Source organism: Novosphingopyxis iocasae, assembly GCF_014334095.1.
Classification (GTDB): Bacteria; Pseudomonadota; Alphaproteobacteria; order Sphingomonadales; family Sphingomonadaceae; genus Novosphingopyxis; species Novosphingopyxis iocasae.
Map to the genome: position 1 here is coordinate 1,213,759 of NZ_CP060495.1, position 21,993 is coordinate 1,235,751.

Here is a 21,993-nt window from a genome sequence, read left to right on the forward strand (position 1 = left end):
GGAGACCCGGCATGTTTCGCAAAATCGCCTTCGGCCTCCTGGTCATCGCAACAGTATTTCTGGCGCTCGTCACCATCGCCAGCTTTACCAATTTCAACGACTGGTGGATCCGCCTCTGGGACTATCCTCGACTCGCGATCTTCACCATCGCCGGGCTGCTGTTTCTGGTGAGCGGCTTCACGCTGCGCGGCAAACGACGCTGGGTGATCGCGGGAACATTGCTCGCGGTCACTTTATGGCAGGGTTATCGCATCCATCGCTACACCCTGATCGCCAAACCGGAGGTGCAGTTTATCGAAGCCGGGGCGCAGGTCCCGGCCGACCAATGTTTCTCCGTTCTTTCGTTGAATGTGCTGCAGCACAACCGGCAATATGGCCGATCGCTCGATCTCATCCGGCGCTACGATCCCGACATGGTGCTGCTGCTGGAGACGGATCAGGGCTGGGTCGATGCGCTGAAACCGGTGAGCACGCGTTACCCCCATGTTCGCAACGTGCCGATCGACAACACCTACGGCCTGGTCTTCATGACGCGGCTGCCGACCGACGAACTGACCGTGCACCGGCTGATCGAGAACGATATTCCGTCCATCTTCGCGCGGCTGCGTACGCCGGCAGGACGCCGCTTCGGCTATATCGGCCTTCACCCGCGTCCTCCGCAGGTGGGCACGGACACGCAGGAGCGCGATGCCGAGATCGCGGTGGGCGCGCGCATCGCCGCCAAGGCGGGCCTGCCGGTGCTGGCCATGGGCGATTTCAACGACGTCGCCTGGTCGGACACATCGGAGCTTTTCAAGCGGGTGGGCACCTATCTCGATCCGCGGATCGGCCGCGGCTTCTACGCCACCTTCCCCGCCAGCCTGCCCGCCTTTCGCTGGCCGCTCGACCAGATTTACTTCACCGAGGAGTTCTCGATCGACCGGCTGGAAGTGCTCGGCAAAGTAGGCTCCGACCATCTGCCGATCATCGCCCAGATGTGCCTGGCACCTGCCGTCGGCGAACGGGTGAACGAAGAACCCGAGGCGATCGAAGGCGAAGATCTGAAGGAAGCCAACGAGATTATCGAAAAGGGCATCCGCACCGAAGCGCGTGAGGAGGTGACCGGAAGCACCGACGGCGAGAGGGAAAAGCGCAACCGGGAGGAGTAAGCTATTCCTTGTCCGGTCGCTCGGCTCCTTCCAGGGCCTGGACGGCCAGCCCCGGCTGATCGGAAAACAGCCCGTCGATCCCGGCGGCGATGAAAGCCTGGATTTCACCCGCCAGATCGCCGCGCTGGTCCAGCCGGTCGCCGCGCCGCAGGTTGCCGGGCAGAAAGGCATTCTCGGCCCGAAAGGTCCAGGGATGCACCAGTAGACCCGCCCGATGCGCCCATTCGACCAGGTCGGTCGGCTCATCGAGCTGGCCGTTCTCGCCGATCGGGATCACCAGCGACTTCTGCGGGCCGATGGCATCGGCGTAAGAGGCGATCGCCGCGACGCCGCCCTCGGTCAGCATATTGGCATAGCTGATATCGGGCAGATCGGCGGGACCGCCGTCTTCCTCTACCAGCTGCACGAGCCGCACATCGCTTGCCGCGTTCAACGCCTTCAGATTGCCAACCTCGAAGCTTTGCACGAACACGGGTGCATCCGCCGCGTTCCAACCCGCCTTAGCCAGCGCCTCCAGAAGCGGGGCCTGATGCGGCAGACCGATCGAGGCGAAATAGCCCGAATGCTTGGTTTCCGGATACACGCCGACGGTGCGGCCCACCCGCGCGCCTTCGCTCTTCGCGAGGGCGATGATCTCGTCGAAGGTCGGGATCTCGAACTGACCGTCATAGCGGGTATTGGCGGGCCGCAGTTCGGGCAGCCGCTCCTTGGCGCGCAGCGTCTTCAGTTCGGCCAACGTGAAGTCCTCGGTGAACCAGCCAGTGGTCTCGACGCCATCGATCGTCCTGGTGGTGCGCCGGTCCGCAAATTCGGGATGATCCGCCACATCGGTCGTCCCAGAAATCTCGTTCTCATGGCGCGCAACCAGGACGCCGTCCTTGGTCAACACCAGATCGGGCTCGATAAAGTCCGCGCCCTGATCGATCGCCAGCTTGTACGCGGCAAGCGTATGTTCGGGCCGGTCCCCGCTCGCCCCGCGATGCGCGATAATGGCGAAGTCGGTCATTGCTGCGGGTTTAGCCGACATCACAGGCTCCACCGTCGCGCAGCTGCCGAGCGATAGCGCGCCCAGCGCCACCAAGAGTACTCCCTGCCATTTCAAGCGCTCACCTCTACGCCTTTCCAGAATGCGTAGCGCCCTGCGATCTCCGAAGCGGCCTCCTTCGGGTCGAGATAATACCAGGCGGCATCCTTGTTGGTTTCGCCGTCGACCGTGATCGACTTGTAAGAGGCGGTGCCCTTCCACGGGCAGACGCTGGTGGTGTCGCTATCTTCGAAATAGCGCTCATTGATGCTCGCGGCCGGAAAATAGGCATTGCCCTCAACGGTCACGATATCGTCGCTTTCGGCCAAAACCTGGCCCTTCCACATCGCTTTCATTGTCTACTCCTTCGATCGATCCGACCAGCCAACGCCGCCGCGGCGCATCCGCTCCGGCGTCATCCCAATTGCATGAGCGCGAGGCCGATAACGAGCACCGCCGCAGCGACGATCCGGCGCGCGCCGAACCCTTCCTTCAGCAGCATCGCGCCCATCAACGCGCCGAACAACACCGATGTCTCGCGCAGCGCGGAGACCTTGGCTGTTTCCATCAAGGTGAACGCATAAAGCGCCGCGCCATAGCTCAGGATCGACAGCGCCCCGCCGGCCACACCATAGCGCCAGCGCAGGCGGATCGCTTCGCGCCACTGCCCTCGGCGCCGGACGGCGGCAAGGCAGAGAATGCCCACACAATCAAACACGAACAGCCAGGCGATGAAGGTGAACGGCTCTGCCGCCAGCCGCGCGCCGCGCGCATCGGTGACATTGTAGAGCGCGATGCCCACCGCCGTCAGCGCTGCGAACCCCAGCGCGCGTCGATCCGGATGCGCTGCGATCCTCACCCCCTTGGGCGGCCAGGCGAACAGGAGCACGGCAAGAGTGGCGACCAGCAGCCCCGCAATCTCGATTGGCGGCAGCGTCTCGCCCAGCAGCAGGAACGCGCTGATCCCCGTCAGCATCGGTGCGCCGCCGCGCATGATCGGGAAAACGAGGCTGAGATCGCCGCGCGACAGCGCCGAAATCAGGGCGAGCTGGTAGAGAAAATGCACCGGCACCGTGATCGCCAGCGCACCCCAGACGGCCGGGCTCGGCGGCGGCACCACGAACAGCACCACCGGCACCATCAGCAGCGACGCGCTGCCCTGCAGGATCGCGCGGCTGGCCAGAATATCGCTGCCTGCCTTCACGCTGTAATTGGCCGCCGCGAGCGTGATCGCGGAAAACAGGCCGAGCGCGATGGCGAGGAGATTCGGGGCCATCATGCGCCGACGTTCATCTGGAAAGTCGCGATGGTCCGCATACGTCCCCCCCTGTTTTCTCCTCCGCTGGCGACTATCATGTCCGAAGCATCTTGACGGGAGGATCGGCGGGCATCCATCGCGCAAGTCATAGCCCAGAGGCGGGTTCGTAGGACAGGTTCGGCTTCATCGATTCGGCCCGCAACGCGCAGAACGCCCGGCAGAAAGGCTAACCCATCCGCTCCGCATAGGCGGCCTCGTCGAACCCCACGATCAGATCGCCCGCGCCTTCGATTACCGGGCGTTTGATCATCGAGGGATGCGCCGCCATCAGCCGCGCCGCCTTGGCATCGTCAATATCGGCCTTGTCCTCATCGGAGAGCCTACGCCAGGTCGTGCCGCGACGGTTCAGCAGCACCTCATGCCCCACCTCGCCGATCCAACGGTTCAACCGCGCCTCGTCGATCCCGGCTTTCTTATAGTCGTGAAATTCATACTCCACGCCCCGCGCCTCCAGCCATTTGCGCGCCTTCTTGATCGTGTCGCAGTTACCTATACCAAACATGGTTACCGTCATGGGGATCCTTCCGTCTCTTGGCTCAAATGAGACATTACGGCCCGCCCAATTCGGGCCACTGCCGCCAGTTCCATCCCTCACTACAAAGCGAATGCGGCCCTTTACATAGTGAAGAAGCATCCATGATTAGCCGGACAGCCCGAACGCGCTCGCACGACGCACTAGGCGCAACATCGAGAATAGCTTGCGGCTCTGGTGTCATGTTACTCATCTTCGCCATGTAACGACGAAGAGTCGTGTCGGAGATGACCACATTATTCCACAGTACCGACCCATCGGAACCAACATAAACCGGTTGCACCATACGTAGATGCCCGACGCCATCTTTCTCTCGACCCCAATGGGGAAGTGGCTTCGAACAGCTTGATGCATATGTCTCCGGAGGTTGATTGCAACCGGTCGCGGCAAGGCAGAGAGCGACAACAATTAAAGAGGGTCGATATGCCTTCATCCCCGGATCATGCCGAGTATGATTGCGCGGGGCAACGTCCAGGCGTCTGCGTCGAACATCCGCCTTCTCACATTAAAAAACCTGCTTGAAATCGGGTTACCGTAAATCGTTAGCGTCATGCCTGCTCCTTCTCTCCGCTTCGGTGCACGGCGTACCAGAGGCAAAGGTCTGATACAGGGCAGATATCGCATTTGGGGCTGCGCGATACGCAGATGCGTTTGCCGAACTGGATCAGCCAGAAATGGCCGTCGCGATGCGCCCAATCGGGTGCGCGGTCTTCCAATTGCTCAGCGGTTTTGTCCGCGGTCTTCGCGTGCGTCAGTCCGATGCGGTTGCAGACGCGGTGAACGTGCGTATCGACCGCGATCACGTCCGCGTCGAAGGTAAAGCTCATGACGATGTCCGCGCATTTGCGGCCGATACCGGGCATTTTCAGCAGGCCTTCGCGCGTGTCCGGCACCACGCCGCCATGTTCGCCGATCAGCGTCTCGCAGAATTTGCGGATGTTGCGCGCCTTCATATTATAGAGTCCGGCGGGCTTGATCGCGGCGGCGACGGTCTCGTCGTCCAGTTCCAACATCGCCTGCGGCGTAGCGGCGAGCGCGAACAGCGCCTTGCTTGCCTGTGCGGTGTTCCGATCGAGCGACTGAGCGGAGAGCATGCAGGAGATGCAACTGCGGAACGGATCGGGCTGTTCCTTCGGCCCCTTCGCATCCTTGGTGCGGCCCGGCATGACATCGCGCAGCCGCTCGAAGACGGTTTCAACATCGGCGGGGGAAAGCAATTTTGCGTCTTCCATACCCTGGCGAACGCGCGAGCGGGAGTTTCGTAGCACCTGCCCCCTCGCAGGCAGCTCAGTGCCCTGGGGATGCCCGCCCCGTCGCGCAGTCCGGACGCGCCGGACAGTCGGCGCACAGCATTTCGGACGGGCGGCAGAGCGTCTGGCCAAGTTTTTTCACCAGCAGATGATGCTCGTCGATATCGGCTGCGGACCACTCGTCCGGCAGGATCGGCATCAACGCATCATAAGCGCGCGTCGTATCGGCCTTGAGCGGGACCAAGCCCATGCGCTGCATGATGCGGCGGTGATGGCTGTCGATCACGATCGCGCGGCGCTGGAAACGTGATGTGTTCATGATTCCGGCGCTGATCTTGCGCGCGACGCCGGGAAGCCGTTCCAGCCACGCCATCGCGTCTTCGGTCGGCAGGTTGGACAGATGCCGCAAATCCACCTCGCCTCGTTCCGCCATGATCGCCTGAAGGCATGCCTTCAATCGCTCCGCGGACTGCGCCGGAAAGGTCTGCGTCCGCAATTCGTCGGTCAGAGTCTCGACATGCGCCGTGGCCACCGCTTCCCATGTGCCGAAGCGCTGAAGGAGTCGATCGGTCGCCGCGTTGGAGATTGCGGTCTTGCTGCGCGCGCCGATGACGCCCTGCACCAGCGTCCAGACCGGATCTTCGCGCTTTTCATGCTGCCGCTCGATCCGCCCGAAGCGCGCGATCAGCGCGGCGTGGAGGCGGCGGAGGACATCCGTGCGCGGATCGCCCACGAGAGACAGCTGCATCTCAGGCTAACCCTCCGCGGCACCTTGCGGCGCCAAATGAACCGGTCGAAATCATCCCCCGGACGAGTTCGTATCACGGTTCACTCCCATTCGATCGTGCCGGGCGGCTTCGACGTATAGTCGTAGACTACGCGGTTGATGCCCTTCACCTCGTTCACGATGCGCGTTGCGACGCTGCTGAGGAAAGCGCTGTCGAAGGGGTAGACGTCCGCGGTCATGCCGTCGGTGCTGGTCACGGCGCGCAGTGCGCAGACATTGTCATAAGTGCGCCCGTCGCCCATCACGCCGACTGTTTTCACAGGCAGCAGCACGGCGAAGGCTTGCCAGATCGCATCATACAGCCCGGCTTTGCGGATTTCATCTAGATAGATCGCGTCCGCCTTGCGCAGGATATCGCACCGCTCCTTGGTCACCTCGCCGGGAATACGGATGGCAAGGCCCGGGCCCGGGAACGGATGGCGCCCGACAAACGCGTCCGGCAGGCCGAGTTCGCGGCCAAGATCGCGCACCTCGTCCTTGAACAGTTCACGCAAGGGTTCGACCAGCTTCATGTTCATCCGCTCGGGCAGGCCGCCGACATTGTGGTGGCTTTTGATCGTCACCGAGGGACCGCCGGTGAAGGACACCGATTCGATCACGTCCGGATAGAGCGTGCCCTGCGCCAGGAAATCCGCGCCGCCGATTGTCTTCGCCTCCGCCTCGAACACGTCGATGAAGGTCTTGCCGATGAACTTGCGCTTCTTTTCGGGATCGTTCTCGCCCGCCAGCCCTTCGAGGAACATCGCCTCGGCATCCACCACGACGAGCGGAATGTTGTAGCTGTCGCGGAACAACGTCTCGACCTGCTCGCGCTCCTGCGAACGCAACAGACCATGGTCCACGAATACACAGGTCAGCTGATCGCCGATCGCTTCATGAATCAGCACGGCGGCCACCGCGCTGTCGACGCCGCCGGAGAGGCCGCAGATCACTTTGCCCTCGCCCACCTGCTCGCGAATTTCGGCGATCTTGGTGTCGCGGAACTCGGCCATCGTCCAGTCGCCCGCGCAGCCGCAGACATGGCGCACGAAATTGCCGATCAGCTTTGCACCGTCCGGCGTGTGCACCACCTCGGGATGAAACTGCGTGCCGTAATAACGCCGCTCGTCATCTGCGATCAGCGCGAAGGGCGCGCCCTCGGTGGTGGCGACGATGCGGAAGCCCGGTGCGAACTCGGTCACCTTGTCGCCGTGGCTCATCCACACCTGATGGCGTTCGCCGACTTCCCACAAGCCTTCGAAAAGCACGCAGGGTTCGGACACGGTGATGAAGGCGCGGCCGAATTCGCCGCTATCGCCCGGCTCCACGCGCCCGCCCAGCTGATCGCTCATCACCTGCTGGCCGTAGCAGATGCCGAGGATCGGCAGGCCGCTGTCGAACAGCACCTGCGGCGCGCGCGGACTGCCCTCGGCGGGAACCGACGCGGGGCTGCCGGACAGGATGATGCCCGACGGCTTCATCCGCTCGAATGCCTCTTCGGCGGCGCTGAACGGCGCGATTTCAGAATAGACGCCGGCCTCGCGCACGCGGCGCGCGATCAGCTGCGTCACCTGGCTGCCGAAATCGACGATGAGGATGGATTCGGATTGGGTAGCGGTCATGGCCCGCGCGATATGAGGCTTGCCCGCTTTAGTCCAGTCGCTGCCGCCGCGGACGGTCTGCCGCAATACAAAGTCGATACAAACATAGAGCAATTGTTTCGCGTTCGGCTTGTTCCTAATTAGTGACGATGCGCTTCGACTTACGCCGCGAGACGGCGCCCCTTCATGAGAATGTTGATGCCGCATTCGGCGCGCTCGATCTTGAGAAACGCAGCGATTACCGACGTTTCATTCAGGCCCATCGCCTGGCTGCACGCGCTGCGGAACGACAATTGAACGGAGCCGAGAACCTTCCTGCGATACAACTTACGCCCTTGCTGGAAGCGGACGCCGCTGCGCTCGATCTGCCGGAGGACGATTGGCAGCCATCCACGCTGGAGGGCGAGCAGCATCCTATGGGCATCGCCTATGTTCTACTGGGCTCGCGCCTTGGCAACCGCCTGTTGCAACGCGGGGAATATTGGGCAAAGCACGACACCCATGGATCGCGTTCTGATCATTATTTGTCCGACCGTACGCATGAGCCAAGCTGGCGCGCGCTTGTCGAGCAGCTGGGCCGCCTCGATTCGGACGAGAAAGAGCGTGCCGTGATCATGAGCAGCGCCGCCGCCACCTTCGCCGCCTTCGAGGAGGCGCTTCGCCACAGCCGGGACACCCTGCCGGAATGACCGTCGATCGCCGCCACGAACAGGTTGATCTCACCAACTGCGACCGGGAGCCCATTCACATCCCGGGGCGCGTGCAGAGCTTCGGCTGTCTGATCGCAGTCGGGCGTCAATGGATGGTGCGTTACGCCTCCGAAAATTGCGAAGAAATGCTGGGCGTTTCCGCCGAAACGATGATCGGCAATCCCGTGACCGAGCTTCTTAGCGACAGCGCGGTCCATGACATCCGGTCCCGCCTGCAATCGCTCTCCCTCTCCGACATGGTAGAGCGGCTGTTTGGCATAGATCTGTTCGAAGATGGCCGCCTGTTCGATGCAGCCCTGCATCAGTCCGGCGACCACTTCGTGATGGAGTTCGAACCCGCCGGAACGGAAGGCCGTGATTTTCAAAGCTATGTGCGCCCGATGATCGCGCGGGTGCGCACGCATGATGATCTGGAAGGCATCTGCAATGAGGGCGCGCGGCAGCTGCGCGCGCTGACCGGGTTCGACCGGGTGATGGTCTATCGCTTCGGCGAAGACGGCAGCGGGCAGGTTTTCGCCGAAAGCGTCAAAAGCAATATGGACGGCTTCCTGTCGCTGCGCTTCCCCGCCAGCGATATTCCGAAGCAGGCACGCGAGCTTTACCAGCGTAATCTTCTGCGCATCATCGCCGATGTGGACGATCCCACCGTGGCGATCCGAACCCAGGACTCGGAGAACGAACCGCTCGATCTCTCCATGAGCACGCTTCGCGCCGTTTCGCCGATCCATGTCGAATATCTGCAGAATATGGGCGTTGGTGCGTCCATGTCCGTTTCGATCATGAAGCGCGGCAAGCTGTGGGGGCTGTTCGCCTGCCATCATTCGACGGCGCATGTCCTGTCCTATTCGGTGCGGACCGCTGCCGAGCTGTTCGGCGAGCTGTTCGCCTTCGTGCTGGACCAGCTTGAAGCGGACTTGCTGCGGGATGAGATGATCCGTGCCGATGCGATGCGCGACAAGCTCATGCCGCGTCTGGCCGATGGCGACGATCTTGCCTCCCAGTTGGATACCATCATCGAGAATATGGCCGACATCGTGCCACATGACGGCGCGGTCGGCTGGATCAACAAGCGTTTCCATGCGCGTGGTGCCACGCCGAGCGAAGATCAATTTCGCGAGCTTTTGCCGCTGCTCGAGGAAAAGTCGCAAATGCGCGTCTACGCGACGAAATCGATCGCCGCGGAACACGAGCCTGCGGCCGATTACGCGGCCGAGGCTGCCGGGCTCCTGTCGATCCCGCTTTCGCGTACACCGCGCGACTTCGTGGTGCTCTTCCGGAAGGAAGTGGCCAAGCAGGTCAGCTGGGCGGGCAATCCCAAGAAAGCGGTGGAGAACAGCCGGTTCGGGGACCGCCTGACGCCGCGCAAAAGTTTCGAGGCGTGGACCGAGGAAGTGCGCGGCGAATCCATATCGTGGAGCGATGCTCAGCTGCGGGCTGCCGAAGCGTTCCGCACCACGCTGGTGGAGCTGATTCTACGCATAGCCGATCAGAACGCGCAGGAACGCGCGCGCAGCAGCGAAAAGCAGGAACTGTTGATCGCGGAACTTAACCACCGCGTGCGCAACATCCTGAACCTCATTCGCGGCCTTGTGCAGCAGAGCAATACCGGATCGGGCAGCGTCGAGGACTTCGCCGAAGTGGTTGGTAGCCGCATCCACGCTTTGGCACGCGCGCATGATCAGATCACCCGCGAACATTGGGCACCGGCATCGCTGAAAGAACTGATCCGAAACGAATGCCAGGCTTATGCCGAAAATTCGGTGGACCGCGTCAAGGTTAGCGGTCCGGACGCTTATTTAAAGCCCGAAGCGTTCACCGCCATCGCGCTCGTGATCCACGAACTGCTGACCAACTGTGTGAAATATGGCGCTCTGTCGGACAGCAGCGGCACGATCGCGATCGATATTGCCGAGCGAGAGGACCATTCGCTCGATCTGCAATGGCGTGAGAGTGGTGGCCCGGTGGTGAAAGCCCCCAGCCGGCGCGGCTTCGGATCGACGATCATCGAACGCTCCATACCCTATGAGCTTGGCGGCGAGGCCGATATCCGCTTCGAACTCACAGGGCTTCGCGCGGACTATGTGCTTCCGGCCAACTGCATCCAGCGGATCGAAGATCAACCCGCCGCCGAAGACGAACGATCCGTCCCCGAGGCGACAAAGAAAGAGATGCGCGATCTGGGCCGTGCCCTGATCGTCGAGGACAATCTCATCATCGCGCTGGATGCCGAAGAGATGCTGAAGGCGCTCGGCGCGCGCGAAATTGATGTGGTCGGCGGCGTGGGCGAAGCCTTGCGGCGCTTGAACAATGACGACTTCGATATCGCCCTTCTCGACATCAATCTTGGTAATGAGAACAGCGCGCCGGTCGCGCAGCGGCTGACCGAGATCGGCAAGCCGTTCATCTTCACGACCGGCTATGGCGAAAACAGCGCAATCCTGGAACGCTTCCCCGGTACGCCGGTGGTCGCCAAGCCTTATCGTCGCGAAGATGTGGAACGCGCGCTCGCCAAGCTGGACGAGCCCGCCACCGACTGATCTCTTAGCCCGCGAGCTCCGGAATCATGGCACGCAGCTCGGTCTTCAGCACCTTGCCGATATGGCTGCGCGGTAGTTCCTCCAGAACATGCACCTCCGACAGGCGCTGCGTCTTGCCAAGCCCGGCATTGACCTGATCGCGAATTGCGGCGCCGTCGCGCTTACTTCCGGACTTTAGCGTCACAAAACCGACCGGCGTCTCGCCCCATTTTTCGGACGGCATGCCCACCACCGCAGCGTCGGCCACCTCGTCCACCGCCATCAGCGCATCTTCCAGATCGGCCGGGTAGATGTTGAACCCGCCGGAGATGATCATGTCCTTGGCGCGGCCTACAATCTGGACGAACCCGTCTTCGTCGATGACGCCGATATCGCCGGTACGCAGCCACAGCTCGCCCGCCTCGTCGCGCCATTCCATCGCGCTGGTAGCGTCCGGCCGGTTGCGATAACCGCTCATCATCGTGGGCGACCGGCCGACCATTTCGCCCTTCTCGCCCGCGCCCAGACGATTGCCCTCTTCATCGATCACGATCAGCTGATGGTTGGGCAGCGGCTGGCCGACGGTGTGGAGCTTGTCCGGAAATTTATGCGCGTGCAGCATGCACACCACGCCGCCTTCGGTGAGGCCGTAGATCTCCGTCAGCGCGCCCGGCATACGGCGTAGCACCTGCGCCTTCAGATCCGCGGAAAAAGGTGCGCTGGTGCAGAATTTGAACTGCAGCGACGACAGATCGTGTTCGTCGAACCCGGGCTGCGCCATCAGCCGCTGATATTGGACCGGCACTAGCATGGTATGCGTGATGCGCTCCGCCTCGGCAATTTCGCCCCAGCGCGCGGCATCGAACTTGCCCATGATATAGGCGCAGCCGCCCCACAGCAGCGTCGGTAGAAACACTGCCAGTGTGGTGTTTGAATAAAGCGGCGTGGAACAGAGCGTGCGGCTTTCGGGGCCGTAGATCGATTTGAAGCCGCCCGCTGCCTGTCGCCAGCGCATGAGATGCGCGTGGACAATGCCCTTAGGCGCGCCGGTCGTGCCGCTGGAATAGATGATGTTGAACGGATCGCCGACATGGGGCGAAACCGGTTCGGCGATCGCGCCTTCTTCCGCCATCCAGTCGGTGAGCGCGGGCGAATCCCCCTCGCCTTCATCCAGCATGACGACGGTGAGCGAAGGCAGTTCCACGCCGCTTTCCTGCAGCTCCGTCCATTTCGCGCGCTCGACGAACAGATGTGCTGCACCGCTGTCAGCCATCATCGCTGCAAGTTGCTTCGGCGCTGCAGAGGTCGTCAGCGGAGCCGCGCACCCGCCCGCGCGCATCGCGGCAAGATAGACCAAAGCATAGTCGACCCCGCTGGTAGCGAGGATCGCCACCGCCTGCCCGCGCACGAGACCATCGCGCTGGAGTGACGCCGCGATCCGCTCGACCAGCGCCCAGCCCTCTCCCCAGCCGAGGCGTTTGGTTTCGTCGATCAGCATATCCCCATCCGGGTTCGCTGCCGCCCAATCGGCAAGCACGCCGGGCCAGGAGCCGAATTCGGCATCCAGCTTCCGGGCGATCGGTTCGGGAATAGCGGCTTCGCTCGCATTGCTCATGATAGGCTCATCCTGCCAGGGTTTTGACGAGATCGTAGAGATAGTCGCGCGCGGTATAGAGCGCCTTCACCTCGACGCGTTCGTTGAGGCCGTGCACGCCGTTTCCATCCGGATCCCCCCACACGCTCGGCACCCCGTAAGTCGGTATGCCGACCGCGGACATGTACAGTCCGTCGGTCGCCCCGGTCGACATGCTGGGCAGCACCGGCACGCCGGGGAAATATTTCGCGGCGAGGGTTTCCATCGGCCCGATCAGCGCCGGATCGAGCGGCGGCGATTTGGCGAGCGGTTTATCCTCGCGCGCCAGGGTGATGGTGATGTTCGGATCGTCCACCAGCTTCGCGAGCTGCTCCTTCACCTCCTCCGGCGTGTGGCCGGGGAAGATGCGACAGTTCACATTCACCTCGACGCGCTGCGGCAGGGCGTTCACCGCATGGCCGCCCTCGATGGTCGTCGCGACGCAGGTGGTACGCAGCATGGAGTGCAGCGCCTTGTCCTTGTTGACGATCGCCATCGCGTCCTCGTCGCCAAGGTCGTTCACCAGCGCCTTCATCGCGGCGCCGGTTTCATCCTTCCGCATGGCGGCGCTTTTCTGGAAGAACGCGCGGGTCGTATCGTTGAACTCCGCCGGGAAATCATAGGCGCCGATCCGCTCCAGCGCGCCCGCCATCTCGTAGATCGCATTATCGGGCACCGGCTGAGAGCTGTGTCCGCCGGGGTTGGTCGCTACCAGCTTGTAATCCTGATAGATTTTTTCGCCGACCTGGATGGTCTGAACCATCAGATGGCCCTTGCCGTCCGTGCGCCCGCCCCCGCCTTCGTTCAGCGCGAACGCTGCATCGATCCAATCGCGCTTCTCGTTCGCCAGATATTGCGCCCCATTGAACGCGGTATCGGTCTCTTCCCCGCAAGTGAGTGCCATCTTCACGGTGCGCTTCGGCTTGTACCCCGCTTCGGCGAACCGCACGAGCGTATCGGCCCAGATTGCCGACATCGCTTTGTCGTCCACCGCGCCGCGCGCATAATAATATCCGTTCTCTTCCACCAGTTTGAACGGATCGCGCTCCCAATCCGAACGCTTGGCTTCCACCACATCGATATGGCCGAGGAGCAGCATCGGCTCTTCCGTCGATGAGGTGCCCGGATAGATCGCGACCACGCCGCCATCCACGGGATGTTCGGGCACGGTGAAGACGGTGACGTTCTGCGGCGCCATGCCCGCCGCGGTCAGCCGGTCCGCAATCTGCTGCGCCGCCTGCGTGCAGCTGCCGCTCGACTGGGTCGTGTTGGTCTCGATCAACTCCTTGTACAGCCCGAAAAACTGCTGCTGATCGGGCGTAAGCGCACCCATCTGGCCCGTGGCGACCTGCGCCGAAACGGGCGCTCCAGCGGTCATGATGGCGGCGATGGCCGAGGCGGCGATGAGGAACGAGGATTTCATGACTGGAGACTCCCTGCTAGCAGGAGAGGATAGGAGCATTGATTAGCTGTGGATGGAAGGGGGGTTCGCCTTCCAAAGCGGTGAATTTCCGCCTATATCCCTTTCATGAGTGAAGTTCCTGAAAACCCCGCGCCTTCGGGCCCGAATTCCAACGCCTATGGCGCAGACAGCATCAAGGTCCTGAAAGGGCTGGACGCCGTGCGCAAGCGCCCCGGCATGTATATCGGCGATACCGACGATGGCTCCGGTCTGCACCATATGGTGTTCGAAGTGTCAGATAATGCGATCGATGAGGCACTGGCCGGTCATTGCGACAAGGTGCTGATCGAGCTGAACCCGGACGGTTCCGTATCGGTCGAGGACAATGGCCGCGGCATTCCGGTCGATATGCACAAGGGCGAAGGCGTTTCCGCCGCCGAGGTCATCATGACCCAGCTGCACGCGGGCGGGAAGTTCGAGAATACGAGCGACGACAACGCGTACAAGGTGTCGGGCGGTCTGCACGGCGTGGGCGTGTCCGTGGTGAACGCACTGTCCGAATGGCTGGAGCTCACCATCTGGCGCGACGGGCGCGAACATTGGATGCGCTTCGAACATGGCAATTCGGTCGCCCCGCTGGAAGATCGCGGGCCCGCGCCGGATCGCGGCGGAGAACCCTATAGCGGCACCCGCGTCACCTTCCTGCCGTCCACCGACACGTTCAAGAATGTGAACGAGTTCGATTTCGACAAGCTGGAGCACCGCTACCGCGAGCTTGCTTTCCTCAATTCTGGCGTGCGCATCGTGATCCGCGATTGCCGTCACGAAGACCCGGTCGAGAAGGAAATGTTCTACGAGGGTGGCATCGCGGCTTTCGTCAAATATCTGGACCGGAACAAGACGGCGCTCCTGCCCGATCCGATCGCGATCAGTTCCGAACGGGACGGCATCGGCATCGATGTCGCGCTGGAATGGAACGACAGCTATTATGAGAATGTCCTCACATTCACCAACAATATCCCGCAGCGCGATGGCGGCACGCATCTCGCCGCCTTCCGCGCCGCGCTGACCCGCACGCTCAACAATTATGCCGAGCGTTCCGGGCTGATGAAGAAGGAAAAGGTGAAGCTGACCGGAGACGATATGCGCGAAGGCCTGACCGCCATCGTTTCCGTGAAGCTGCCCGATCCGAAGTTCGGTTCGCAGACCAAGGACAAGCTGGTCAGCAGCGAAGTTCGCCAGCCGCTGGAAAGCCTGATGGCGGACCGGATGAGCGAATGGCTGGAGGAAAATCCGCAATATGCCGCTTCGGTGATTCAGAAGATCGTCGACGCCGCCGCGGCGCGCGAGGCTGCCCGCCGCGCGCGCGAGCTGACCAGGCGCAAGGGCGTGATGGATATCGCCTCCCTGCCCGGCAAGCTGGCCGATTGTCAGGAGCGCGACCCCGCGAAATCCGAACTCTTCCTGGTCGAGGGTGACAGCGCCGGCGGCTCCGCCAAGCAGGGCCGCGACCGGCACTACCAGGCTATCCTGCCGCTGAAGGGCAAGATCCTGAACGTCGAGCGCGCCCGGTTCGATCGGATGCTGTCTTCCAAGGAAGTCGGCACGCTGATCCAGGCAATGGGCACCGGCATCGGGCGCGAGGACTTCAACGTCGAGAAGCTGCGCTACCACAAGATCGTCATCATGACGGACGCCGACGTGGACGGCGCGCACATCCGTACGCTGCTGCTCACCTTCTTCTACCGCCAGATGCCTGAGATCATCGAGCGCGGGCATCTCTACATCGCGCAGCCGCCGCTCTACAAAGTCGGGCGTGGCAAGAGCGAGGTGTATCTCAAGGACAACAACGCGCTCGACGCTTATCTGATCGATGCCGGCCTGAATTCGATGGTGATGGAAACCGAGGGCGGACAACGCGCGGGCGAGGACCTCCGCACGCTCGTCGAACATGCGCGCCGCATGCGCAGCCTGATGGCCTATATCCCGCGCCGCTACGATCCCGCGATCATCGAGGCGCTGGCTCTGGCGGGCGCATTGTCCCCCGATCTCACGCCCGATCAGCGTCAGGCCGCCGCCGCGGAGGCCGCGCGCTGGATGGACGCCGCCGATGAAGAAGGCCGCTGGTCCGCCCATGTCGGCGAGGAGGGCGGTTATCGCTTCGAACGCCTGTGGCGCGGCGTGACCGACCATCACCGCGTCGATGCTGGGTTCCTCGTCTCCGCCGAGGCGCGCAAGCTCCACAAGCTCGCGACCGAGGAGAAGGACAGCTACGCTACTGCCAGCCGCCTGATGAGTCAGAAGGCCGCCGAGCAGGAGGCCGAACTGGCCGAAGCCGATGATCCGCTCGCCGAGGAAAGCGAGGGTCAGGAAAACCCGCCGGGCCGTCTTATCGATCGTGCGGACGAAGGCGGCGCCGCGGGAACGCGCATCACCCGGCCGAGCGAACTGCTCGACGCGGTGCTCGCCAGCGGCAAGAAGGGCCTGGCGGTTCAGCGCTACAAGGGCCTCGGTGAAATGAACGCCGAACAGCTTTGGGAAACCACACTCGATCCGGAAAATCGCGCCCTCCTGCAGGTCGAGATCGAACAGGCCGACGTCGCCGACGAGATCTTCACCAAGCTGATGGGCGACGTTGTCGAACCGCGCCGCGAGTTCATTCAGGACAACGCGCTGGACGTGGCCAACCTCGACGTCTGATCCGCCAAAGGAAAAGGGAGAGCATTGCTGCTCTCCCTTCCCTCGCGTTGCGCGAACTTTGCGGCTTATCAGCTCGCTTTATTGGAATAGTCCTGCTCGTCCCCCATCGGGCTGACGTCCGCTTCGGGTGAACTGCGCACAGCCGATCGCGGGGTGGCGCCGGCGGTGTAGCCATAGCGCTGATCGCCTGCGAAATTGCGGTTCATGCTGTCATCGACCCGCAAGTTGTTCTGCACATGGCCGATACCCGCTACGCTGTCGGCGAGATCTTCGGCGCGGCGTTTGGCCTGCCTGCTGTCAACGGTGCCGTCCATGGTCACTTCGCCGTCTGTAACGCTGAGTTCGATGTTCGATGCATCGAGCCTGGGATCATGGAACATGCGTTCGCTGACATCCTCCAGCATCTTGTCATCGGAGCGAACATAGCCTTTTGGCCCGCGCCCGCGATGGTCGAGATCGCGCCGCGCAGCGGCCTCCTCGTCACCAAACCAGCTGGCCACTTCGTCACCGGCACGCTCCATCCAGCCGCGATCGCTATCGCGGTAGCGGCGTTCCTCATCCTCACCGCCCCGCTCCACATAAAAGCCCGTTTGATTGCCGAAACCGCCGGTGTGGCGATCATCGTCCAGCGGCGCATAAGTGTCACCAAGTGCGCGCTGGTCGCGACCTGAATAGGCGCCTCCACCTCTCGATCGCTGCACATAGCGCTCGTCAAAGGCCGTTGCGCCCGGACCATAGGATGCATTCTCGGGGCTTTGCCGCCCGTCGTAGCCGCGGTCCCGCTCCATGCGATTGGTAAAACTGCCGAAGCTTTGTTCGCTGCGGCCACCAGCGGCTCCGGTGCGAAACGCAGAATTGTCGTAATCACGTGCCATGATCTCATGTCCTCTCTACTCGCGCGCGTGTCTGGAAAGACTTGTCGGCACTCGCGCTACTGCAAGTAAAAATGTTGATCGGGGCCGTTCGTTCCGCTGCTTGTGACGGTCAGATTCGTGAGTGGGCGAGCGCTCCAAGACCGCGAGTGTGAACTAAGACGCTGGTTATACGTCAACAAATCGGCCGTTCTTTAAGACCGGCATCATGGCTCTTGCTGTGGGGTAGACCCCGGGAAAACGATTAGCGGTGCGCCGATTGCGCCAAGTTTCTACCTCCACGATCGGGAACCTTTGCAATCAAGCGACCATTGCGCATCCAGAACAAGGAGAATCATGATGCGTAACTTCATGTATGCTGCCGCTTCCATTGCCATCGTCATGGCAGGCCCCGCTTTGGCTCAAGGCAAGGGCAACGGGAATGGCAATGGTCATCAGGGCCAAGGCCCTGCCCATGCCGGCAAACCCGATCATGGAAATGGCCAGGCTAACGGCAAAGGCCCGAAGATGGATCGCGGCCCCTCCGGCCCGGAACGGATCGCCAAGCAAATCGGCAATCCGGGTAAGGGAAATGGCAAGGCCGATCGTGGGCCTGCCAATCGTAACGACATTCGTGAACAGGTGCGCGGTGCGCAGCGGGATATCGAAAACGGCGTTTCGCGCCGCGTGCAGCAAGCGCGCCGTGACATTCGCGGTAATATCGACGAGGCGCGCCGGGACGTAACCTTACGCGGCAACGATGTCGTCCGCCCGCGCGATCGCTATGATTTCTATGAGGATGGCCGTCTGCGCTTCGGGGACCGGCGACAGGCCGATTACGGTCTGATCAACGGGTGTCCTCCGGGCCTTGCGAAAAAGAACAATGGCTGCCTGCCGCCGGGCCAGGCGCGCAAGCTCTACGATCAGCGCCAGGCTTATTATCGCGACGATCGCGGCTCGCTGCTGAGCTATCTTGGCCTCGAACCGCGCTTCCGCGATTCCAATTTCGTTTATTCGGACGGTTACGCCTATCGAATGAACAACAACAATTCGCTGGTCACGGCTTTCCTGCCACTCGTCGGCGGTGCGCTGTTCCAAGGACAAACCTGGCCGCAGCAATATGGTTCGCAGGCCGCCCCGACCTATTACAGCGACTATTACGGCCGCAATAATCCGAACTACACTTATCGCTATGCCGATGACACATTGTTCGGGGTGAACCCGCAAAACGATACGATCAGCACGATCGCGGCGCTTTTGACCGGCAACAACTTCGCTGTTGGCCAGCCTATGCCGGCGGGCTATGACGTTTATAACGTGCCCTACCAGTATCGCGATCGCTATTATGATCGCCCCGATGCCATGTATCGTTACAGCGATGGCTACGTCTATCAGGTCGATCCGAAAACCCGCTTAATCCAGTCGGTTATTCAGTTGCTGACCTGAAAACAGGGGACATTTCTATGACGATTTCCAAGATGACGGCGCTCGCCGGGGCCGCGCTGCTGTTCAGCCTTTCTGCTTGCGGGCAATCTGCGGACGATACCTCGAAAACGAGCAGTGCGGCAGAGAAAGCTGATCAGGCCGATCTGGTCGAAACCCTCGGCGATGCGGGCGATCTTTCGACGGCGGCAGGATTGATCAAACAGGCGGGGCTGGAGGCGGCGCTGGAAGGCCCTGCCCCCTATACGCTGTTCCTGCCGTCGAACGAGGCGCTCCAGGCGGTTAATGGCGAGCAGCTCGACCGTCTGAAAAGCGATGCGGGAAGACCTGAATTGATCGCACTCTTACGCTACCACATCGCGCCCGGCGTTCTCGCCCAGGAAGATCTGGTCAACGCGATCAAGAGCGGGGACGGCACGGTTGAGATTGCCAGTGTCGCGGGATCTAACCTTGAATTTACCCAGCAAGGCAACCGGATCGGCATTGGCAGCGGCGATCAGGCCGCGATGGTCACCGGCGAGCCAATCGTGGCCGGCAACGGCGTTATTTATACGATCGACCGCCTGATCCAGCCGGACGGTTCCGGCGCGCCCTCTTCCTGAGGGGCAAGCTGATCGATCAGTCGAAGGCGAAGGCTTGCTGCACCGGTGTGGCGGCCTTCGCCTCCTGCTCGTCGCGCTCCAGGGATCCCAGGGTTAGACCGAGCAGTCGCACGCCATTTTCCACCGGCAATATGTCGGTGAGCAGGCTATGGCCGATGGCTGAAAATTCCTCCCGCGATGCAACCGCATGCTCGATCGAGCGCGCACGGGTGATCTGACGGAAATCGGCGAATTTCACCTTCAGCGTCACCGTGCGCCCCCTGACTTGCCGTTCGGCTATACGGTCCCAGACAATCTCCACGATCCCGTCCAGCGCCTCGCGCAGATCGCCCTCGCTCCATTTATCCTCGCCATAGGTTCGTTCTCCGCCAAGAGACTTGCGAATACGGCTGGACCGAACGGGACGATGATCGATCCCGCGCGCCATGCGGAAAAGCCCCTCCCCCCAACTCCCGAAATGTGCCGTCAGCCAGGCCACATCCTTTTCACGCAGGTCCGCACCCGTCTGGATCCCGAGCCGCGCCATCTTCTCGTTGGTTTTCGGACCGACGCCGTGAAAGCGCTTCACCGGCAGCGAGGCGACGAATTCCGGGCCCTGCTCGGGCAGGATGACGCACAGGCCGTCGGGCTTGTTCTGGTCGCTCGCCAGTTTGGCGATGAACTTGTTGTAGCTGACCCCCGCGCTTGCGGTGAGGCCGGTCTCTTCGCGGATTGCCGCGCGGATGGCCTTGGCAATCTTCACTGCCGATCCGATGCCCTGCTTGTCCTGCGTCACATCCAGATAGGCTTCGTCTAGCGACAGCGGCTCGATGGCGTCGGTGAAACGCTGGAAGATCGCCCGAATCTGGCCGGACACCTCGCGGTACACATCGAACCGCGATTTCACGAAGATCAGGTCCGGGCAGCGCCGCGCCGCAGTGACGGACGGCATGGCGGAGCGCACGCCGAAGACGCGCGCCTCGTAACTTGCCGCCGCCACCACCCCGCGCCGCGACGATCCGCCCACGGCCACCGGCTTTCCGCGCAATTCGGGATGATCGCGCTGCTCCACACTCGCGAAAAACGCGTCCATATCGACATGGATGATCTTTCGAAGGGGCGGCGCGTCGGACATGGGATCGCCAAGCGATATAGCGTTATGCTGGCCTTTTTACACGGCTTCGCCCGGCTTACCGCGCGCGCAATAGGGCTTGTCCCTTTTGGCCATGGCAATTCACACCGCCGCGCCTCATATTGCTGCGATGCAAAATGAAGCCGCCCTCTCCCGCGGCGTGAAGCAATTCGCGCTCGGCCCAAAGGAATTCGTCGCGATGATGGCATCGCTGATGGCGATGAACGCGCTGGCGATCGACGCTATGCTGCCAGCGCTTGGACATATCTCGGACGATTTCGGGCTGACCGACCCGAATCTGCGGCAGTGGATTGTCAGCGCCTATTTGATCGGCACCGGTGCCGGCGCCGTGTTTTACGGGCCGCTCAGCGATCGGTTCGGCCGCCGCCCCGTTCTGCTGGGCGCGGTTGCCACCTACACCTTCCTGTCGATCCTTTCGATCTTCAGCGCTAGCTTCGCCATGCTCGTCGGTTTGCGTCTGGCGCAGGGCATCGCGGCCGGTGCGTTCTCCGTGCTGGTCGGATCGATTGTGCGAGACCGCTATTCGGGCGATGCCATGGCGCAGTTGATGAGCTTCGTTTTCATCGTGTTCATGGGCGTGCCCGTCATCGCGCCGAGCCTGGGTTCCGCGATCCTGGCCTTCAGCGAATGGCATATGATCTTCGTGCTCTTGGCGCTGATGGGCGCGGCGGTGGCGACTTGGGTGTTTATGCGCCTTCCCGAAACGCTGAAGCCCGAGCATATCATTCCCATCAAACCCTCCGCCATCGTGGACGTGTGGGGCAAGGTGATCACCCACCGCCAGGCGCTGGGCTATATGTTCGGCTCCGGCATCGCCTTCGGTGCGCTGTTCGGCTTCATCAACAGCGCGCAGCAGATATTCTTCACCACCTTCGGCGCGGAAGATGTCTTTCCCTATGCGTTTGCGGGCGTCGCAGGCGCGATGGCATTGGCTAGCTTCTTCAACAGCCGCATCGTCATGCGCTTCGGCGCGCGGCGAGTGAGCCATAGCGCGCTGATCGCCTTCATCGCGTTGTCCGCAATCCACCTCATCAGCGCGTGGAACGGCGAATCGCTCACCGCCTTCCTGATCCTCCACGCGCTCACCATGAGCATGTGCGGCTTTATCGGCGCGAACTTCTCCTCGATCGCGATGGAGCCGTTCGGCAATATGGCGGGCGCCGCGTCGAGCTTCCAGAATTGCATGCGCATGCTGTGCGCCGCCGGCCTCGGCGTCATCATCGGCCAGGCCTATGACGGCACGGTGGTGCCCCTCGTCAGCGGGTTCCTGATCTGCGGCAGCTGCGCGCTGCTGCTGCTCCTGTGGTCCGAAAAAGGAAAGCTGTTCACCCGCCCGCGCACGGCCAAGCAAGTGATGGTCTGACC

At 62.3% G+C, this 21,993-nt stretch carries 18 protein-coding genes; 7 read left to right on the forward strand and 11 right to left on the reverse strand.

The features are described 5' to 3' along the window. The first annotated feature begins 11 nt into the window (after positions 1-11). Positions 12-1,148 (forward strand): endonuclease/exonuclease/phosphatase family protein, encoded by a 1,137-nt coding sequence (locus tag H7X45_RS05835; protein ID WP_187336573.1) that lies wholly within the window; start codon positions 12-14, stop codon positions 1,146-1,148. A gap of 1 nt (position 1,149) precedes the next feature. Here the strand turns inward: H7X45_RS05835 and H7X45_RS05840 are convergent, their stop codons facing one another. The 7 genes from H7X45_RS05840 to guaA all read right to left on the reverse strand — a co-directional run bounded on the left by H7X45_RS05840 (position 1,150) and on the right by guaA (position 7,660). Further along, a complete protein-coding gene (locus H7X45_RS05840; protein ID WP_187337004.1) occupies positions 1,150-2,175 on the reverse strand; it encodes a glycerophosphodiester phosphodiesterase in 1,026 nt (341 codons plus the stop codon). A 71-nt stretch (positions 2,176-2,246) separates the two neighbouring features. Continuing rightward, a complete protein-coding gene (locus H7X45_RS05845; RefSeq protein WP_187336574.1) occupies positions 2,247-2,528 on the reverse strand; it encodes a DUF427 domain-containing protein in 282 nt (93 codons plus the stop codon). A gap of 59 nt (positions 2,529-2,587) precedes the next feature. Continuing rightward, positions 2,588-3,451 carry a DMT family transporter gene (locus H7X45_RS05850; RefSeq protein WP_187336575.1) on the reverse strand — a complete coding sequence of 288 codons (864 nt, stop codon included), beginning with the start codon at positions 3,449-3,451 and terminating at the stop codon, positions 2,588-2,590. A gap of 205 nt (positions 3,452-3,656) precedes the next feature. Next, positions 3,657-4,004 (reverse strand): ArsC family reductase, encoded by a 348-nt coding sequence (locus H7X45_RS05855; protein WP_187336576.1) that lies wholly within the window; start codon positions 4,002-4,004, stop codon positions 3,657-3,659. A gap of 566 nt (positions 4,005-4,570) precedes the next feature. After that, a complete protein-coding gene (locus H7X45_RS05860) occupies positions 4,571-5,239 on the reverse strand; it encodes an endonuclease III domain-containing protein (protein WP_214645517.1) in 669 nt (222 codons plus the stop codon). 70 nt (positions 5,240-5,309) lie between these two features. After that, entirely contained in the window at positions 5,310-6,020 is a 711-nt protein-coding gene (locus H7X45_RS05865; protein WP_187336578.1) for an endonuclease III domain-containing protein, read from the reverse strand. A gap of 80 nt (positions 6,021-6,100) precedes the next feature. Then, entirely contained in the window at positions 6,101-7,660 is a 1,560-nt protein-coding gene (gene guaA, locus H7X45_RS05870) for a glutamine-hydrolyzing GMP synthase (RefSeq protein WP_187336579.1), read from the reverse strand. A gap of 122 nt (positions 7,661-7,782) precedes the next feature. Between guaA and H7X45_RS05875 the strand changes: the two genes are divergently transcribed. Both H7X45_RS05875 and H7X45_RS05880 read left to right on the forward strand, forming a co-directional pair. Next, positions 7,783-8,328 (forward strand): biliverdin-producing heme oxygenase, encoded by a 546-nt coding sequence (locus tag H7X45_RS05875; RefSeq protein ID WP_214645518.1) that lies wholly within the window; start codon positions 7,783-7,785, stop codon positions 8,326-8,328. Further along, positions 8,325-10,886, forward strand: coding sequence for an HWE histidine kinase domain-containing protein (locus tag H7X45_RS05880; RefSeq protein WP_187336581.1), 2,562 nt, complete (start codon positions 8,325-8,327; stop codon positions 10,884-10,886). The genes H7X45_RS05875 and H7X45_RS05880 overlap by 4 nt, the downstream gene beginning before the upstream one ends. 4 nt (positions 10,887-10,890) lie before the next feature. On the opposite strand, the gene H7X45_RS05885 is transcribed toward H7X45_RS05880, so the two are convergent. Both H7X45_RS05885 and H7X45_RS05890 read right to left on the reverse strand, forming a co-directional pair. Beyond that, a complete protein-coding gene (locus H7X45_RS05885; protein ID WP_187336582.1) occupies positions 10,891-12,480 on the reverse strand; it encodes a class I adenylate-forming enzyme family protein in 1,590 nt (529 codons plus the stop codon). A 7-nt stretch (positions 12,481-12,487) separates the two neighbouring features. Beyond that, complete coding sequence (locus H7X45_RS05890) at positions 12,488-13,921, reverse strand: M20/M25/M40 family metallo-hydrolase (protein WP_187336583.1); 1,434 nt, start codon at positions 13,919-13,921, stop codon at positions 12,488-12,490. A 105-nt stretch (positions 13,922-14,026) separates the two neighbouring features. On the opposite strand from H7X45_RS05890, the gene gyrB reads away from it, so the two are divergent. Next, positions 14,027-16,600: a DNA topoisomerase (ATP-hydrolyzing) subunit B gene (gene gyrB / locus H7X45_RS05895; RefSeq protein WP_187336584.1), complete on the forward strand. Its 2,574-nt coding sequence runs from the start codon at positions 14,027-14,029 to the stop codon at positions 16,598-16,600. 68 nt (positions 16,601-16,668) lie between these two features. Here gyrB and H7X45_RS05900 read toward each other — a convergent pair whose 3' ends face one another. Continuing rightward, positions 16,669-17,475 carry a BON domain-containing protein gene (locus H7X45_RS05900; protein ID WP_214645519.1) on the reverse strand — a complete coding sequence of 269 codons (807 nt, stop codon included), beginning with the start codon at positions 17,473-17,475 and terminating at the stop codon, positions 16,669-16,671. Positions 17,476-17,808: 333 nt separating this feature from the next. Here H7X45_RS05900 and H7X45_RS05905 point away from each other — a divergent pair, with 333 nt between their 5' ends. Then, positions 17,809-18,897 (forward strand): hypothetical protein, encoded by a 1,089-nt coding sequence (locus H7X45_RS05905; protein ID WP_214645520.1) that lies wholly within the window; start codon positions 17,809-17,811, stop codon positions 18,895-18,897. A gap of 17 nt (positions 18,898-18,914) precedes the next feature. Continuing rightward, positions 18,915-19,496: a fasciclin domain-containing protein gene (locus H7X45_RS05910; protein WP_187336586.1), complete on the forward strand. Its 582-nt coding sequence runs from the start codon at positions 18,915-18,917 to the stop codon at positions 19,494-19,496. Between the two features lie 16 nt (positions 19,497-19,512). Here H7X45_RS05910 and dinB read toward each other — a convergent pair whose 3' ends face one another. After that, on the reverse strand, positions 19,513-20,610 hold the full coding sequence (gene dinB, locus H7X45_RS05915) for a DNA polymerase IV (protein WP_187336587.1): 1,098 nt from the start codon (positions 20,608-20,610) through the stop codon (positions 19,513-19,515). Between the two features lie 91 nt (positions 20,611-20,701). On the opposite strand from dinB, the gene H7X45_RS05920 reads away from it, so the two are divergent. Continuing rightward, the gene (locus tag H7X45_RS05920; protein WP_246449736.1) at positions 20,702-21,991 is read left to right on the forward strand and encodes a multidrug effflux MFS transporter; all 1,290 of its coding nucleotides are present in this window, start codon (positions 20,702-20,704) and stop codon (positions 21,989-21,991) included. Positions 21,992-21,993 lie beyond the last annotated feature (2 nt).

Bases quoted from the DNA above. Each gene is read 5' to 3' on its own strand.
- H7X45_RS05835 (WP_187336573.1), top strand. From the start codon at position 12: ATGTTTCGCAAAATCGCCTTCGGCCTCCTGGTCATCGCAACAGTATTT.
- H7X45_RS05840 (WP_187337004.1), bottom strand. From the start codon at position 2,175: ATGTCGGCTAAACCCGCAGCAATGACCGACTTCGCCATTATCGCGCAT.
- H7X45_RS05845 (WP_187336574.1), bottom strand. From the start codon at position 2,528: ATGAAAGCGATGTGGAAGGGCCAGGTTTTGGCCGAAAGCGACGATATC.
- H7X45_RS05850 (WP_187336575.1), bottom strand. From the start codon at position 3,451: ATGATGGCCCCGAATCTCCTCGCCATCGCGCTCGGCCTGTTTTCCGCG.
- H7X45_RS05855 (WP_187336576.1), bottom strand. From the start codon at position 4,004: ATGACGGTAACCATGTTTGGTATAGGTAACTGCGACACGATCAAGAAG.
- H7X45_RS05865 (WP_187336578.1), bottom strand. From the start codon at position 6,020: ATGCAGCTGTCTCTCGTGGGCGATCCGCGCACGGATGTCCTCCGCCGC.
- guaA (WP_187336579.1), bottom strand. From the start codon at position 7,660: ATGACCGCTACCCAATCCGAATCCATCCTCATCGTCGATTTCGGCAGC.
- H7X45_RS05880 (WP_187336581.1), top strand. From the start codon at position 8,325: ATGACCGTCGATCGCCGCCACGAACAGGTTGATCTCACCAACTGCGAC.
- H7X45_RS05885 (WP_187336582.1), bottom strand. From the start codon at position 12,480: ATGAGCAATGCGAGCGAAGCCGCTATTCCCGAACCGATCGCCCGGAAG.
- H7X45_RS05890 (WP_187336583.1), bottom strand. From the start codon at position 13,921: ATGAAATCCTCGTTCCTCATCGCCGCCTCGGCCATCGCCGCCATCATG.
- gyrB (WP_187336584.1), top strand. From the start codon at position 14,027: ATGAGTGAAGTTCCTGAAAACCCCGCGCCTTCGGGCCCGAATTCCAAC.
- H7X45_RS05900 (WP_214645519.1), bottom strand. From the start codon at position 17,475: ATGGCACGTGATTACGACAATTCTGCGTTTCGCACCGGAGCCGCTGGT.
- H7X45_RS05905 (WP_214645520.1), top strand. From the start codon at position 17,809: ATGATGCGTAACTTCATGTATGCTGCCGCTTCCATTGCCATCGTCATG.
- H7X45_RS05910 (WP_187336586.1), top strand. From the start codon at position 18,915: ATGACGATTTCCAAGATGACGGCGCTCGCCGGGGCCGCGCTGCTGTTC.
- dinB (WP_187336587.1), bottom strand. From the start codon at position 20,610: ATGTCCGACGCGCCGCCCCTTCGAAAGATCATCCATGTCGATATGGAC.
- H7X45_RS05920 (WP_246449736.1), top strand. From the start codon at position 20,702: ATGGCAATTCACACCGCCGCGCCTCATATTGCTGCGATGCAAAATGAA.